Origin of the sequence: Amycolatopsis bullii (assembly GCF_014654205.1) — a bacterium.
Lineage (GTDB): Bacteria > Actinomycetota > Actinomycetes > Mycobacteriales > Pseudonocardiaceae > Amycolatopsis > Amycolatopsis plumensis.
Window position 1 is genome coordinate 44,415 of sequence record NZ_BNAW01000056.1, and the last position, 14,884, is coordinate 59,298.

Genomic DNA, 14,884 nt, shown 5'->3' on the forward strand with positions numbered 1-14,884 from the left:
TGCCTGGGTGGGGAGGCCTTCTTTGACGCCGGGGGCAGAGGGGCCCCGGCTAGCCGAAGAGCCCGCGCCGCGGGTGCCGGACGACCAGCGAACCGCCGTGGACGCGGCCGCTCAGCACGTACCGCGGGTTGCCCATCCGCCCGTTGCTGCGCGTCTTGTCCTCCATCGAGCCGAACTTGACGTCGCCGATCGAATTGAGGTCCACCGCCGCGTGCTCCGGGATGATGATCTCGACCGAGCCCCACTTGGCGTCCAGCTCGATGTGCACCACCGGCGACTGGACCTGGGCCTCGGTGAAGTCCAGCTTCGTCGAGCCGTACTTGTTGCGCACCACCAGCTGGGACGGCACCACCCACGGGCCGCCGCGGTGCAGCGACGAGTACTTCGCGTTCAGCTCGACGCGCTGCCCGGTCGGGAAGCCGCTGTAGCCTGCCGGAGCCGCGTACGCCGGAGCGGCGGCGAGGGCCGCGGCCGGGTGATAAAGCCCCGCGAGGTCGGCCAGCACGGCGTTCAGTTCGCCCCGCGTCCGCGACGCCAGCGCGCGGTCGGTGCGCTCGGTGAACTCGTCGAGGTCGATCATCCCGCGGCCGATCGCCTTCTGCAGCACGCCGACGACGTGCTCGCGCTCCTGGTCCGACACCCGGAGATCGCGCTCGCTCAACGGCTTGGTTTCGGTCACCGGTTCCGCCGCCGCGGTCTCTTCCTCGCCCATGCCCACGATGGTAGAACCGGATTTCACCAGGGAGATCGGGGGAAAACCCTGAACGGACCCGTAATCCGCGCCGCCGCCGTCGCGGCTGCCGTCCTGCTGGCCGGGTGCAGCGCCGAACCGCCGGCGCCGCCGCCCGCGCCGCTGGCGGAACTCTCCGGCATTCAGGCGACCGGCGGCATCGGCGTCACCGCGCTGCTGCCGACCGCCGGCCCCACCCTGTTCGCCGCCGACCGCGGTGCTACGGGAACACCACCCGGCTACCCCGGTGGTGACGTGCAGGTGGACGTCGTCCGGGCCGGGAAGCACGTCGTCCTGACGGCCCACCCGCGGTACGCCCGAACCCCCGAGCCCGCCGAACTCCTCGAGTACACCGGGCCGTCGAGCCCGCCGCGTTCCCTCGGCCGCGCCTGGTCGGCGGGGCCGGACACCGCCGGCGAAGGCGTGTGGCTGATCCGGCCGGACACTCCGGACGACTGCCGTCTCCAGCACGTCTCGCTCACCGCGGGCGAGCTCGGCCCCGGCCAGCCCGCCAGCTGCCGCACCCAGGTGCGGACCGAGACCGCGCACGGCCTGCTGATCACCATCAACGCCGGCACCCCCGAGTCCACGGACGCCCTGATCGACCCGGCGACCGGCCGCACGGTCCGGCAGGCACCGCGCATCCTCGGCGCCGCCGGCGACTGGCTGCTGCTCGACGGCCTGACCGACCTGACCCTGGTCGACCTGCGGGACAACAGCAGCCGCAAGCTCAGCCGGCCCTCGATCGGCCCGGCGCCCACCGTGGTGCCGTCGCGGGAAGGAACGATCTGGGCCGTCGACTTCGGGAACCCCGCCTACCGCGGCACCAGCACGCAGACGCGGGACATCTGGCTGCTGCGCCCGAGCGGGCCGACCTGGGACCACGCCCCCGGGATGCCGTACGTCACCGAGCACCTGAAACGCGGCGGGGGCTTCGACTGGTCGGAGGCCGGGGACCTCGTGCTCGCCGACGGCGTCCTCGCCGCCTGGCACCCCGGCGAACCGCAGTGGCGGTTGAGCCAGGCCGCGCTGCCGAAGGGCGACTGGTCCGGCTTCGCGGTCATCCCCTGACGGTCACTCCCCGTCGAGGCCGTGCTCGATCGCGTACCGGGCCAGCTCGACGCGGTTGTGCAGCTGCAGCTTCCGCAGCGTCGACTGCACGTGGTTTTCCACCGTCCGGTGCGACAGCACGAGCCGTTCGGCGATCTGCCGGGCGGTCAGGCCCTTCGCGACCAGGCGCAGGACGTCGGTTTCGCGCTCGGTCAGCCGCGGCGGCTCGGCGCCCGCCGCGCCCTCGGCCGACGCGTCGGCCATCCGCCGGTACTCCCCGAGCACCAGCCCGGCCAGGCCCGCGGTGAACACCGGGTCGCCGGCGGCGGTGCGGTGGACGGCGTCGACCAGCTCCACCGCGGACGCCGACTTCACCAGGTAGCCGGACGCACCGGCCTTCACCGCCTCCAGCACGTCCTTGTGCTCGCCGCTGGCCGAGAGCACCAGCACCTTCGTCGACGGCAGCGCCGCGGTGATCTCGCGGGTCGCGTCCACGCCCGAGGTGCTGCCCAGGTTCAGGTCCATGAGGACGACGTCCGGCTGCACGGTCCGGGCGATCCGCAGCGCCGCCTCGGCGTCCGGCGCGGTCGCCCGCACGTCGAAGCCATGTTCGGTCAGGTCGCGGGCCACCCCGTCGCGCCAGATCGGGTGGTCGTCGACCACCATCACGGAGATCCGCGGTTCGTCGCTCATTTCGCACCCCTCGTGCTCGGCACCCTGACCTCCCACTCCGTGCCCCGGCCGGGCCCGGTGTCGAGGGTCGCGCTCCCCCCGAGGTCGCGAACCCGCCCCCGGATGGATTCCACCACGCCAAGGTGCCCGTCCGCGGCGGCTTGCTCGAGAACGCCGTCCGGTATGCCCGGTCCGTCGTCGCGGATGCTGACCACCACCTCGTCACCGAGGTCCTCCAGCAGCACCCACGCGTGCGCGCCCGGCCCCGCGTGCTTCTCGACGTTCGACAGCGCTTCGCGGGTCACGGCGACCAGTTCGCCGGTGACGTGCGCGGGCAGCTCGACGTCGTCCGCCGGGGCCGAGACCTGCACCGACGAGGTGGCGAGGACCTGCAACGCGGCGCGCAGGCTCATCGTGCCGCTGTCGGTCAGCTGCCCGGGCTCGGTCGTCACCAGCGACCGCAGCGCGATCTCCTGCTCGCCGGCCAGCCGGGCCAGCTCGGCCGCTTCGCCGCCGACCTCGTTGCCGCGCTTGCGGACCCGCGCGAGCACCTGCAGCACGCTGTCGTGGATCGATCGCGCCAGCCGCTCCCGCTCGGCCGTCGCCGCTTCCTTCCGCAGCGCCTGCTCCAGCCGCGCCACCGACCGGCGGGCCATCGTCGAAGCCATGCCGACCAGCAGGCCGGCGGCGGCGAGCAGGACGCCGTCGCGGGCGACGTCGAGGTCGAACTTCTCCCGCGCCAGCCCGGTCGCCACGCCGACGACCAGCCCGGCGAGCACCCCGCCGGCCGCGCCGAACCGGGCGCCCGCGGCGACCGGCGCCACGGCCGCCCACACCGTGGTGATGAGCGGGACGTTCAGCGCGAACTGCGCGTCGCTGAGCACCCACGGCGAGGTCAGCAGCAACCCGGTGGTCAGCACGAGGTCGAAGACGACCAGTGCGGGCGGGCGCGTCCGCTCGCGCAGGTAGAGGAAACTGCTCACGACCGACCACACGGCCATCACGCCGAGGATCGTCCACGCCAGCCACTCGCGCCGGTACTCGCCGCTCTGCACGATCACCGTGCCGCAGGCGAACGCCCAGGTGAGGAAGCGGAAGGCGAGCACGCCCCGCCACATGGGCGTGACCGGATCGGGCGTCCTCCGGACGGTCACGGCTTCTCGTCGCGCTTCGGTGGTTCCGCCGTGGAGGAGTCGGCTTCGGCCTCGCCGACCGTCGCGATTTCGGCCTTCGGCGACCCGGGCTCGGCGTCGTTGGGCTGCGCGGCCTGGTCCTTGAGGACGTTCACCTCGGCCGGGTCGGGATCGGTTTCGTGCAGCAGCGAGCGGACCCCGGCGTTCAGCACGGCCAGCAGCGGCACGGCCAGCAGCGCGCCGGCGATCCCGCCCGCGACCAGGCCGGCGGTGATGGCCAGGACGACGGCGAGCGGGTGCAGTTTCACCGCCCGCCCGAGGAGCAGCGGCTGCAGGATGTGGCTTTCCAGCTGCATCACGCCGATCACGATGGCCAGCACGATCACCGCGCCGATGAAGCCGTTCGTGACCAGTGCGATCAGCACGGCGACCCCGCCGGTGATGACCGCGCCGATGATCGGGATGAACGCGCCGATGAACACCAGCGTGGCCAGCGGGATCACCAGCGGCACGCCCATGATCCACAGGCCGACGCCGATGCCGACCGCGTCCACCACGGCCACCGCCGCCGTCGCCCGCACGTAGCTGACCAGCGACGCGAACCCGCGGCGCCCGGCGACGTCGACCCGGTTGCGGACCCGCTTCGGCACCCCGCGGACCAGGAACGACCAGATGCCGTCGCCGCCGCTGAGGAAGAAGATCGTGATGAACAGCGTCAGCAGGAAGCCGGTGAGGATCTCGCCGACGGTGCTCGCGGTGGTCAGCGCGGTCGTCGTGATGGACGCCTGGTTGTTCTGGATGAACCCGATCGCCTGGTTGATGAAGTCCTGGATCTGTTCCTGCCGCAGGTGCGGCGGCCCGAAGAGGAGCCAGTTCTTGATCTGGTCGAGGCTCGCGTTCACCTGCTGCTGCAGCTGCGGGAGGCCGGAGGAGAACTGCGTGACGACGAACGTCAGCAGGCCGCCCAGCACGGCCAGCCCGGCGATCAGCACGATCGCCGTCGCGAGCCCGCGGGGGAACCGCACCGCCACCAGCTTCTGCACCGCCGGGGCCAGCAGCGCGGACACCAGCAGGGCGATGGACAGCGGGATGACGACCACCGACAGGTAGCCGATCAGCCAGACCACGGCGTACAGGGCCGCGGCCACCACGATCAACCGCCACGCGAGTGCGGCACTTATGCGCAGGCCCCGGGGGATCAGCCCGGTGACGTCCTCGTGCTCCGGCAGGAACGGGTCTTCGCGTCGCGCGTGGGTCACCGGCCCACCGTAGCGGCAGGACCACCCGATTCGGCCGTTTTCGCACGGCCGCGTCCGACACAGGTGGCAGCCAGGCATGATCACCGACCGTCAAATCGGCCTACACGGTGTGTCTTTCACACGATGGGGGCATCAAGCCGTGTCGAGGGTGCGCGCCGCGCCGCCGGTTTGATTAGGTCGCTTTCGCAACGGCCGGATCACGAACCCAGCACGAGGAGACTTCGAGTGGCGACCACGGCGAGCGAGGGGCAGGGCGCGAAGCGCGTCGGCCGTCTCGTGTCGCGTGCGCTGCTCGTGCTCGGCGGCGCGATGGCGGGCACCGCCGCCGCGTGGCTCGTCTCCGGCGCCGCCGCTTCGGCCGACACCGTTCAGGTGGGCACCGCCTCCGTCACCCCGGTCACCGACGCCACGGCGGCCGGGATCGGCGACGTGAACCACGGCGCCGGGCACTTCGCGGGCGAGATCGCCGGCGGCGTCACCGACGCGGTCTGCCACCAGGACGCGACGACGTGGAGTGAGCCGCAGGCCCCGCGCCCGTGTGGCAGCACCGACGCCGGCACCGCCGGCCGCGAGGTCTCCCAGCGCGTCAGCGCCTCGGTGACGGAGCTCGCCGACGACGCGGTGCTGAGCCCGGCCCAGCGCACCCTCGGCGCGTTCGAGCACATCGTGCGCAAGCCGGAGGACACCCGCCAGGTCATCGAGGAGACCATCGCCCCCGCGCCGGACGCCGACTTCGGCCGCCACGTGTGGCAGCTGCTCGACCCGGCCGGGCACGGCGACCTGGTCCCGCTCCACACCCTCCCGGGCCTCGCCCCGGTCGAGGGCGAGCCGGTGACCTCCGGCACCGGTCAGGTGGCGGGCACGCCCGCCGTCTCGACCGTCGAACTTCCCGCCGCGCTGCGAGCCGAGCTCGCGATGCCGGCGGGTGGGCAGCACGACGACGTCACCGGTGCCGCGGGTCACTTCCGCGACCGGCACCGTGACCTGCCGTCGCCGCTGGCTCCGGCGCAGCTTCCGATCGCGCCGGCCGTCCCCACCGCCCCGGGTGGCACCACGGCCCCCGGTGGACACCTCGACGGCTTCAACTTCGGCGTCCCCTTCTGGACCACCGAAGCCGCCGACTCCGCCGTCGCGGCGATGAGCCGCGCCGGCCTGCGCCACTCGCTGCGCACCCCGGGCGAACAGCCCGGCGTCACTCCTGACTGAACACCTCCCTCCACGGGTCGCTGACGCACCCACGTCCGTCGTTCTCTGACGGCTTCGCGTCCGCGCAACACCCGTGACACGGCGGTGCGCTTTCGTGCGCCCGCAAGAAGTTCCACCTCCCCCCTGGTGCGGCTCGGACCTCTTCCGAATTCGACGGGCGCACCCCCATGAACCCGCAAGGGAACCCGAAATGAAGGAGAAAAACCCCATGCAGACGTGGGCAAAGCGCGGACTCCAGACCGCATTTGTCACGGGTGGGTTGCTGATGCTGGGCACCGGCATCGCCTCGGCTGACGAGAACGTCAACCCCGACACCCCTGCCTCACCGCTCGACCTGAACGTGACGGTTCCGATCCAGGAAGCCAACAACGCGGTCGGCGTCCCCTTCGGCCAGCTGGACCTGCCCGAGGGGCAGACGGAGCTGAGCACCAAGCCGGCCACGCAGGCCGCGAACGAGGCTGCCAAGCAGTTCGACGACGCCAGCCCGATCAACGAAAGCACCCTGGGCGGCCGGTTCACCCCGAGCCACGACAACCTCAAGCGCAACAAGGTCACCGGCGACCTCGTCGTCCCGATCCAGATCGTCGACAACGCGATCGGCGTGGGCGGCGACGCGCACGTCGTGGGCACCGACCACTCGCAGAGCTGGGGCCACGACCAGGACGTCAAGACGACGGGCCAGGACTCCAGCCTCGCGGGCAACGCCGTGGTCTTCGACTGGGCGCTCCCCGTCCAGATCGCCGGCAACGGCGGCGGGGTCGCCGGCGGCACCGGCCGCGTGACCGGTGGGTCGGCCAGCCAGAGCACCACCGAGACCGGCGACGTCGCCACCAGCGGCGACGGCTCCTCGCTCTCCGGCAACGTGGTCGCGGGCCAGTTCGCCACCCCGGTGCAGGTGACCGGCAACGCCGCGTCCTACCTGCTCGGCAACGGGCAGAGCCACGGCTACTCCGCCGACACCGTCGCCACCTCCGGCGGCTCGCTGCTGAGCTCCGGCGACCGGGCCTCCGGGTCGGGCAACGTGATCGGTGCGCCGATCGCCCTGCCGGTCAAGTTCAACTGCAACTCCGGCGCGGTGTGGGGCTCGCTGTCGAACTCCGACGGCTGCAACACCTCCGCCGACGCCACGGCCGGGGCCGACCGCACCGTCCGCGGCGGCGTCCCGACCTACCTCGAGACCAGCGGCAACGACTCGTTCCTGTCCGGCAACGCCGGGGCGGCCTCGCTGTCCCCGATCGCCAACGTGGCGGGTGTCGCGGGCTCGTGGATCGGCAACGCCTCGGCGGGCATCCCCTGCGCCGGCAGTTCCTCCAGCACTGTCGACTCGGGTGGCCTCGTCAAGACCGCCGGTGACAACTCGAGCGGGTCGGGCAACATCCTGAACCCGTCGCTCGCGCTGCCGGTCGAGGCCTTCGGCATCGGTGGCACCTACATCGGCCAGGCGAACGCCACGCACGACAACACGACCGACGCCAACGCCGGCAACGGCAGCTTCACCCGCGGCAACGGCGCCTTCCTCGGCGGCAACATCGTCAACACCCAGGCCGCGGGCGCGCCCGAGGTCTTCGGCATCGGCGGCAGCCACATCGGCAACGCGACCGGCACGGCGACCGAGGACAAGAAGGTCACCGCCGGCGGGTACGACGGCACGATCGGCCACGACTCGTCCGGCTCGGCCAACATCGTCCAGGTGCCGGTGGGCCTGCCCGCCGAGGTCTTCGGCATCGGCGGCTCGTTCATCGGCCAGGGCTCCGGCGCGGCCGACGAGACCAAGGTCGTCTCCGGTGGCGGCGGTGGCAACACCGACGACGACAACGGCTTCCTGAGCTCGAACCTGGGCGCGGTCCCGGTGTCGACCCCGGTGCAGGTCGCCAACGTCGGTGGCGCCTTGATCGGCCAGGGCCACGGCAAGGGCTCGACCGACACGACGTCCAACGCGGGCGGCGCGCTCAAGGCGGCCGGCCCGGCGGGCGCCGCCGCGGGCAACATCGTCGAAGCCCCGGTCGCGCTGCCCGTGCAGGCGATGGGCGTCGGTGGCGCCCTCGGCGGCATCGGCACCGGTGAGAACGACAACATCACCGACGCGACGGCGGGCGGCAACGCCGTGACCGACGGCCGCGACGGTGCGGTGACCGGCAACGTCGTGAAGGCCCCGATCGCGGGCGCCGGCTCGGTCTTCGGCGATGGGATCGCCGCCGCCGCGCTGGGCACCGGCAAGGGCACCAACGACGTCGAGTCGGAGGCCGGCGGCAACGCCACCACCAGCGGCGACCGCGGCAGCGTGGCCGGCAACATCGTCGGCGTGGACCCGCTGGCGGCGGCGCAGGTCTTCGGTGACGCCGCCGGCGCGGCGGGTGTCGCCAGGGGCACCGGCATCAACATCACCGAGGTCGAGAACTCGGGCGACGACACCACCTCCGGTGTCGAAGGCGCGATCTCCGGCAACATCCTCGACCTGCCGCTGACCGCGATCGCGCAGCTGTTCGGCGACGCGGCGGCCGTGGGCGGCGTGGGGAACGCCGCCGGCGACAACACGCTGACCACGGAGAACGGCGGCAAGGCCGCCACCGCGGGAGACCTGTCCAGCGTGTCGGGTATCAACGGCTACCACGCGTTCGCGCTGCCGGTGCAGATCTTCGGGGTGCCCCTCGAGCTGCTCGGCGTCGCCACCGCGTACGCGACGGACATGACCCGCATCGACGACGAGGCCGCCGCGAAGGCCATCGCGTTCCCGGCCGAGGGCTCCGAGCTGGCCGCCGACGAGCTGCCCTCGCTGGCCGCGTTCCGCAGCGGCCTGCCGGCCCAGCGCGGGCTGCCCGCGGTCGACGGGCTGCTGGGCCAGCTGCCGGTCGCCGGCCTGCTCGGCGGGCTGCCGTCGCTGGACGGGCTGACCCACTCGGTGCACACCAGCAACCTCTCCACCCAGGGCCTGCCGACCCAGGGTCTGCCGATGCGGGCCCTGCCCGCGGTGACCGGGCTCGCCGGCCACCTGCCGGCCGCCGAGCTGCCCACCCAGGGCCTGCCCGCGCTGCCGGTCGCGGCTCCGCTCGGCGAGCGTGCCGCCACGCCGAAGGTGAACAGCCGGCTGCCCGCCGCCCCGGCACTGCCGAAGGCGGCCGTGCCGGCCCTGCCCGCCGCGGCACTGCCGGTGAACGGCCTGTCGTCGCTGGGCAACCTCGGCGGTCACGGTGCCGAGCGTGCGGACGTCCCGGCTGCGGGCCTGCCCGTCGCGGTGCCGGCGCTGCCGAAGGCGGCCGTGCCGGCCCTGCCCGCCGCGGCGCTGCCGGTGAACGGCCTGTCGTCGCTGGGCAACCTCGGTGGCCACGGTGCCGAGCGTGCGGACGTCCCGGCCGCGGGCCTGCCCGTCGCGCTGCCGGCCCTGGGTGGCGTTCCGGCGCTGCCGAAGCCGGCCCTGCCGACGCTGCCCACCGCCGCGGCGCTGCCCGCGGTGACCGGGCTGTCGGCGCTGGGTGGGGCCCTGCCGGGGCACACCGAGCGTGCGGACGCTCCGGCGGCCCTGCCCGTCGCGCTGCCGGCCCTGGGTGGCGTTCCGGCCCTGCCGGCGCTGCCCACCGCGCTGCCCGCGGTGAACGCCCTCTCGTCGCTGGGCTCGCTCGCGAGCCACGGCACCGAGCGTGCGGACGTGCCGGCCACCGGCCTGCCCGTCGCGGCCCCGGAGCTGCCGGCCGCCCTGCCGACGGCGCTGCCCGTCGCCCAGGCCGTGCCGGTGAACGCCAAGCTGCCGGTGCTGGACAGCACCCCGCAGGTGCCGGCGATGTCGGGCCTGGACTCCACCGGCTTCCTCGCGAAGCTGATCGGCCTGATCAAGCGCAAGTAGTGCGGTGAAGCCGGCGGGTTCTCCGAAACGAGAACCCGCCGGCCCACGATCCCCGTGGTCACGCCGCCAAGCGCTCCACGCGCCGCGAGGGCGACCTCGCACGGAGCACCCCGGCGACGGACCGCGGACGCGGGCCTCCCGCGAACACCGGAAAGCTCTCCTTCCCTGGAGACGACGAGCCCCAGGAGCCGATTCGGCTCCTGGGGCTCGCTTGCGTCTTCAGGGGTGGTCAGGAGAACTGGAGAGAACGCTTCGCCAGGCCGTGCCAGAAGCCGTCGATCACCGTGCGCCCGGATCCCTCGTCCGAAGTGGCGCCCAGGGAGACGAACAGCGGGGCGAAGTGCTCGATGCGCGGGTGCGCGAGCGCCGCCGCCGGCGCTTTGTGCCGGAAATCCAGCAGGGTGTCGACGTCCCCGTCGCGCAGGACCTCGGCACCCCAGTGGTCGAACTCGGCCGACCAGGACGGCGGCGTCCCGTCGGTGGCGCGGGCCATGCCGCTCAGGTTGTGGGTGAAGAAGCCGCTGCCGATGATCAGCACGCCTTCGTCGCGCAGCGGCGCGAGCTTGCGGCCGAGGTCGAACAGCTCCCGCGGGTCGAGCGAGGGCATCGAAACCTGCAGCACCGGGAGGTCCGCGTCCGGGAACATCTCGACCAGCGGCACGTAGGCGCCGTGGTCGAGGCCGCGCTCCGGGGCGTCGTGCACGGGCGTCTCGGTCGAGCGAAGCAGCTTCCGGACCTTCGCTGCCAGCTCCGGTGCGCCGGGAGCCGCGTACTTCACCTGGTAGTAGCGCGCGGGGAAGCCCCAGAAGTCGTACACGAGCGGCACGGTCGTCGTCGCCCCGATGGTCAGCGGCGCTTCCTCCCAGTGCGCCGACACGACGAGGATCGCGCGGGGCTTCGGCAGGTCGGCCGACCAGGCGGCGAGCTGGCGGGTCCACGTGGTGTCGTCGGCGAGCGGCGGCGCTCCGTGGCTGAGGTAGAGGACCGGGGTGCGGGTCATCGACGGCTCCAGATGTTGAAAGTTCAACTACTACCGTACCTGACGCCCGCGGGCCCCGGGATATTCCTCAGGCGGCTTCGAGGTTCGCGGCGCACCTTTCGAGGGTTCGCAGCGTGGTGCGGTAGTCGTCGTCGCTGATGCCCGCCATGGATTTCGCGCGGAACTGCTTGACGTGCGCTTCGACGCGGGCGTGGGCTTCGCGGCCGTCGGCGGTCAAGGTGCCGTCTTCGGTGACCCACCCGCGGGCGCGCAGGTCGGCCACCTTCGGCGCCATCGATCCCTCGCCGGCGACGAACGGCGCCATCGCCGTGTCGACCTGCTCCGGCGTGCGGGCGCCGAGGGCGATCGTGTTGAGTACCTGCCAGTGCCGGCGGGTCAGCGACTCCGCGTCGAGGGCCAGGGCCATGGAGGATTCGAGGAGCTCGTGGAGGTGGCGCAGCCACCAGCCGAGGGGTTTCATGAGGACTCCAACATATCAATGAGCAACTACATGTAAAAGTACATGTAGTTCGGAGGTGGAGCAACCATGACGGACGCGGTGGCCGACGTCGAGCGCGCCATGATCGCGATCCGCCGCAGCCAGCAGCGGCGAGCCCTCAGCCGGATCGGCAAGGCGAGAGGCCGGGGCGCGCACGACCCGGTGTTCGAGCTGCTCGACGTCGTCGAAGAGCTCGCCGAACGCGGAGAGCCCAGCACGGTGACGGCGCTGAGCGCGGCGATGGGCGTCGACCAGCCCCGCGCGAGCCGGCTCGTGGCGCGCGCGGTCGAGCAGGGCCTGCTTCGCCGCGAAGCCGATCAGCGCGACGGACGGCGTGCGGTGCTCGTGCCGACCGCGGCCGGCCAGGAGCACCTCGACGAGATGCACGCCTTCCGCCGCGGGGTGTTCGCGGAGGTCATGGCGGACTGGCCGGAGGAGGACCGCGAGACGTTCGGCAGGCTCCTCACGGCGTTCGTCCGCGGGTACAGCGCTCTCGGCTAGTCGTGCGAGAGGTCGACGAAGCGGCTGTAGTGCAGCTGGTGCGCGACGGTGATCGTCGCCGTCGGCCCGGCGCGGTGCTTCGCGATGATCAGATCCGCCTCGCCCGCGCGCGGGTCGTCCCGCTCCCAGGCGTCCGGGCGGTTGACCAGGATGACGAGGTCGGCGTCCTGCTCCAGTGAGCCGGACTCACGCAGGTCGGACAGCATCGGGCGCTTGTCCGTGCGCTGTTCCGGACCACGGTTCAGCTGGCTGATCGCGATCACCGGGACCTCGATCTCCTTCGCCAGCAGCTTCATCTGCCGCGAGAACTCCGAAACTTCCTGCTGCCGCGACTCGACACGCTTGCCCGACGTCATCAGCTGCAGGTAGTCGAGGACGACGAGCTTGAGGTCGTTGCGCTGCTTCAGCCGGCGCGCCTTCGCACGGATCTCCATCATCGTCATGTTCGGCGAGTCGTCGACGAACAGCGGTGCCTCGGAGACCTCGCTCATCCGGCGGGCCAGCCGCGTCCAGTCGTCGTCGGACATCTTGCCGCCGCGCATGTCGGCGAGGCGGATCTTGGCCTCGGCCGAGAGCATGCGCATGACGATCTCGGTCCGGCTCATTTCCAGCGAGAAGATGACGCTGGTCAGGCCGTGCCGGATCGACGCCGAGCGGGCGAAGTCCAGGCCCAGTGTCGACTTGCCGACACCGGGACGGGCGGCGACGATGATCATCTGACCCGGGTGCAGCCCGTTGGTCAGCTCGTCGAAGTCGGTGAACCCGGTCGGGATGCCCTGCGACTGGCCACCGCGCGAGGCGATCGCGTCGATCTCGTCCATCGTGGGCTGCAGCAGCTCTTCCAGCGCGACGTAGTCCTCGCTGGTCCGGCGCTCGGTGACGTCGTAGATCGCGGCCTGCGCGCGGTCGACCACCTCGTCGATGTTGGCGCCGTCGGCCGCGGCCGCGCCGTAGCCGTACTGCACGATCCGGGTGCCCGCCTCGACCAGCCGGCGCAGCACAGCCTTCTCCGAGACGATCTCGGCGTAGTAGCCGGCGTTCGCCGCGGTCGGCACCGTCGCGATCAGCGTGTGCAGGTACGGCGCGCCGCCGACGCGGCCCAGCTCGCCGCGCCGCTCCAGCTCGGCCGACACGGTGATCGGGTCGGCCGGCTCGCCGCGGCCGTAGAGGTCGAGGATGCAGTCGTAGATCGCCTGGTGCGCGGGCCGGTAGAAGTCGTCGGGGCCGAGCGCCTCGATGACGTCGGCGACCGCGTCCTTCGACAGCAGCATGCCGCCGAGCACGGACTGCTCGGCCGCGATGTCCTGCGGCGGCTGGCGGTCGAAGCCGCCACCACCGGGACCGGGGTCGCTCGGACCCGGGTCGGACTCCGCGTACATCGGACTGCGGTCGTCGGTCAGCGCCACCGCCCCGGACACCTCCTCATCGGTCGAACACCCGTTCGATTATGCCGGATCTTCGCTCTCGAAGCACGGGGCTGGCGCCCCGGCTTTTGGTCCACCGGTCGTGCACCGGACCTCGTCCCCCGATGATCGGCGACAACGCCGGCCGGCTGCCGCAGACACGCGGGAGCACCACCGTGAGTACAGGCCCGAGCGGGCACGCTAGATCCCCCGGAAGGCCGATGGCAATTCAGGGTGGGGACCCTTCTGTGGACAACCTGGGGATGAACGGGGGTAACCAATCACAGGTGCCGCGAGAGCTGTGGACAAGTTGGGGACAAGCCTGATCGGCTCTGACAAAAACGCAGGTCAGCGGCTGTGTACAAGGTGTGGAGAACTTGCGGAAAACTCGTCCGGCGTGTCGCGAGAAGTCCGTTCTTCGGCGTGTCGTGGACCAGCTCGAACCCATTGGACCGCGCCACCTGTGGATGAATATCACAGAGGGTAGACGCGATGACCCGGTGGGCTGAACGGCCCTTCGTCAGGCCGCGGTGAGCCGGCCCTGTGCGCTGCGTAACCGGTCGGCGAGAACGCGCTGGTCGGCCGGGGTGAAGGCGATCCGGTTCTCGCCGCGCCCCGGAATCTCTTCGGTCAGCCACCGGCCTTCCGACGTATCGATGTAGTTCACCGGGCGTTCGATCCGGTGCCGGGCGCCGGTGCGGCTGCGGGCCGCGACGTAGAGGCTGCCGCTCCCCATCCGGCGCAACGCGAGGATCCGGCGGAGCTCTTCGACCTCCTGCGACCCCTCGGCCGGGCGGTCGCTGCGGAGCACCGCGAACGCGCCGTCGTCGCCGCGGGCGGTGCCCTCGATCTGGCTCTTCGGCACGGCGAGCGGTGTCCCGCGGCCCGGCGCCAGCTTCGGGATCTGCCCGAGGAAGTCGTCGAGCAGCTCGCCCGGACGCGTGGACTCCAGCACGACGACGTCCAGCTCCTCGTGCTTGGCCAGCACGAACGCCTCACCGCCGGCGCTGCCGGCGAGCAGCCGGTAGCTCACCGGCTTGCCCTGGAACCCGCCGTCGATCCAGCCGTAGTACTCCAGCTGCGGCCGGGCGATCGCCTCGATCGTCGCGACGAACCCCGGGTGCATGCCGCGCGGGCCGAACAGCCCGGCCTTGGCGAGCTCGGCGTTGGTCTGCTCGTCCTCGGCGCGCTGGGCCTCGTCGCTGTACCAGGTCGGCTTCTCCGACAGCACCGTGTGCGGCTCGCCGCCCCGGCGCCGGATCAGGTTGATCAGGGTGCCGGTCGTGATGGTGACCTGCCTGTCCAGCACCGCTCTTGCCCCCAGTGGAGATCGTTGGTGAACCCGGTGGGAGCCGGGCGCGCCCATCTTGGCACGCGCCCGGGGCCCCCGCGTGCGCTACTCGCCGATGACCGGCGGCGCGGTCAGCTCGTCGGTTCCGAAGATGTCGTTCGGGTCGTCGCCGAGCAGGTACTTCGACGTGCGTTCTTCGTCGCCGCCGCCCTGGCCCTTGGCGCCGCCGGGGTGCATGCCGCCCATGCCACCCATCCCGGAGGCCCCGGCGCGGCCGGCACCCGCGCCGCCCATCGCCCCGCCGGCACCCGCGCCGCCCCGGC

At 72.3% G+C, this 14,884-nt stretch carries 12 protein-coding genes and 1 pseudogene; 4 read left to right on the forward strand and 9 right to left on the reverse strand.

Annotated features, from left to right (window positions below; all coding sequences use genetic code 11):
• Positions 1 to 49: 49 nt before the first annotated feature.
• Positions 50 to 712: a DUF1707 SHOCT-like domain-containing protein gene (locus IE317_RS38195; RefSeq protein ID WP_191316247.1), complete on the reverse strand. Its 663-nt coding sequence runs from the start codon at positions 710 to 712 to the stop codon at positions 50 to 52.
• Positions 713 to 985: 273 nt separating this feature from the next.
• Here IE317_RS38195 and IE317_RS38200 point away from each other — a divergent pair, with 273 nt between their 5' ends.
• On the forward strand, positions 986 to 1,801 hold the full coding sequence (locus IE317_RS38200) for a hypothetical protein (protein ID WP_229903137.1): 816 nt from the start codon (positions 986 to 988) through the stop codon (positions 1,799 to 1,801).
• A 3-nt stretch (positions 1,802 to 1,804) separates the two neighbouring features.
• Here IE317_RS38200 and IE317_RS38205 read toward each other — a convergent pair whose 3' ends face one another.
• Genes IE317_RS38205 through IE317_RS38215 form a run of 3 tightly spaced genes read right to left on the reverse strand, consistent with a single transcriptional unit; the run spans position 1,805 to position 4,844 of the window.
• Positions 1,805 to 2,473, reverse strand: coding sequence for a response regulator (locus IE317_RS38205; RefSeq protein WP_191316248.1), 669 nt, complete (start codon positions 2,471 to 2,473; stop codon positions 1,805 to 1,807).
• Entirely contained in the window at positions 2,470 to 3,606 is a 1,137-nt protein-coding gene (gene macS, locus IE317_RS38210; RefSeq protein ID WP_191316249.1) for a MacS family sensor histidine kinase, read from the reverse strand. The genes IE317_RS38205 and macS overlap by 4 nt, the downstream gene beginning before the upstream one ends.
• The gene (locus IE317_RS38215) at positions 3,603 to 4,844 is read right to left on the reverse strand and encodes an AI-2E family transporter (RefSeq protein ID WP_229903138.1); all 1,242 of its coding nucleotides are present in this window, start codon (positions 4,842 to 4,844) and stop codon (positions 3,603 to 3,605) included. Before IE317_RS38215 ends, macS begins: the two co-directional genes overlap by 4 nt.
• Before the next feature lie 225 nt (positions 4,845 to 5,069).
• Here IE317_RS38215 and IE317_RS38220 point away from each other — a divergent pair, with 225 nt between their 5' ends.
• A complete protein-coding gene (locus IE317_RS38220; RefSeq protein WP_191316251.1) occupies positions 5,070 to 6,050 on the forward strand; it encodes a hypothetical protein in 981 nt (326 codons plus the stop codon).
• A 208-nt stretch (positions 6,051 to 6,258) separates the two neighbouring features.
• The gene (locus IE317_RS38225; RefSeq protein WP_229903139.1) at positions 6,259 to 9,888 is read left to right on the forward strand and encodes a PE-PGRS family protein; all 3,630 of its coding nucleotides are present in this window, start codon (positions 6,259 to 6,261) and stop codon (positions 9,886 to 9,888) included.
• A gap of 229 nt (positions 9,889 to 10,117) precedes the next feature.
• Here IE317_RS38225 and IE317_RS38230 read toward each other — a convergent pair whose 3' ends face one another.
• Together IE317_RS38230 and IE317_RS38235 are read right to left on the reverse strand one after the other, a co-directional pair.
• Positions 10,118 to 10,888, reverse strand: a complete 771-nt coding sequence (locus tag IE317_RS38230; protein WP_191316252.1) for a dioxygenase family protein — start codon at positions 10,886 to 10,888, stop codon at positions 10,118 to 10,120.
• A gap of 67 nt (positions 10,889 to 10,955) precedes the next feature.
• The gene (locus tag IE317_RS38235) at positions 10,956 to 11,348 is read right to left on the reverse strand and encodes a MarR family winged helix-turn-helix transcriptional regulator (RefSeq protein ID WP_191316253.1); all 393 of its coding nucleotides are present in this window, start codon (positions 11,346 to 11,348) and stop codon (positions 10,956 to 10,958) included.
• Between the two features lie 66 nt (positions 11,349 to 11,414).
• On the opposite strand from IE317_RS38235, the gene IE317_RS38240 reads away from it, so the two are divergent.
• A complete protein-coding gene (locus tag IE317_RS38240) occupies positions 11,415 to 11,867 on the forward strand; it encodes a MarR family winged helix-turn-helix transcriptional regulator (protein WP_191316254.1) in 453 nt (150 codons plus the stop codon).
• On the opposite strand, the gene dnaB is transcribed toward IE317_RS38240, so the two are convergent.
• The 3 genes and pseudogenes from dnaB to IE317_RS38255 form a co-directional block, all read right to left on the reverse strand.
• The gene (gene dnaB, locus IE317_RS38245) at positions 11,864 to 13,273 is read right to left on the reverse strand and encodes a replicative DNA helicase (RefSeq protein ID WP_191316255.1); all 1,410 of its coding nucleotides are present in this window, start codon (positions 13,271 to 13,273) and stop codon (positions 11,864 to 11,866) included. The genes IE317_RS38240 and dnaB overlap by 4 nt on opposite strands.
• A gap of 517 nt (positions 13,274 to 13,790) precedes the next feature.
• Positions 13,791 to 14,579, reverse strand: a complete 789-nt coding sequence (locus IE317_RS38250; protein ID WP_191316256.1) for an ESX secretion-associated protein EspG — start codon at positions 14,577 to 14,579, stop codon at positions 13,791 to 13,793.
• Positions 14,580 to 14,666: 87 nt separating this feature from the next.
• Positions 14,667 to 14,884, reverse strand: a pseudogene (locus IE317_RS38255) (hypothetical protein); the annotation flags it as partial.

Coding starts and splice junctions, on each gene's coding strand:
- IE317_RS38195 (WP_191316247.1), bottom strand. CDS start 712: ATGGGCGAGGAAGAGACCGCGGCGGCGGAACCGGTGACCGAAACCAAG.
- IE317_RS38205 (WP_191316248.1), bottom strand. CDS start 2,473: ATGAGCGACGAACCGCGGATCTCCGTGATGGTGGTCGACGACCACCCG.
- IE317_RS38225 (WP_229903139.1), top strand. CDS start 6,259: ATGCAGACGTGGGCAAAGCGCGGACTCCAGACCGCATTTGTCACGGGT.
- IE317_RS38230 (WP_191316252.1), bottom strand. CDS start 10,888: ATGACCCGCACCCCGGTCCTCTACCTCAGCCACGGAGCGCCGCCGCTC.
- IE317_RS38235 (WP_191316253.1), bottom strand. CDS start 11,348: ATGAAACCCCTCGGCTGGTGGCTGCGCCACCTCCACGAGCTCCTCGAA.
- IE317_RS38240 (WP_191316254.1), top strand. CDS start 11,415: ATGACGGACGCGGTGGCCGACGTCGAGCGCGCCATGATCGCGATCCGC.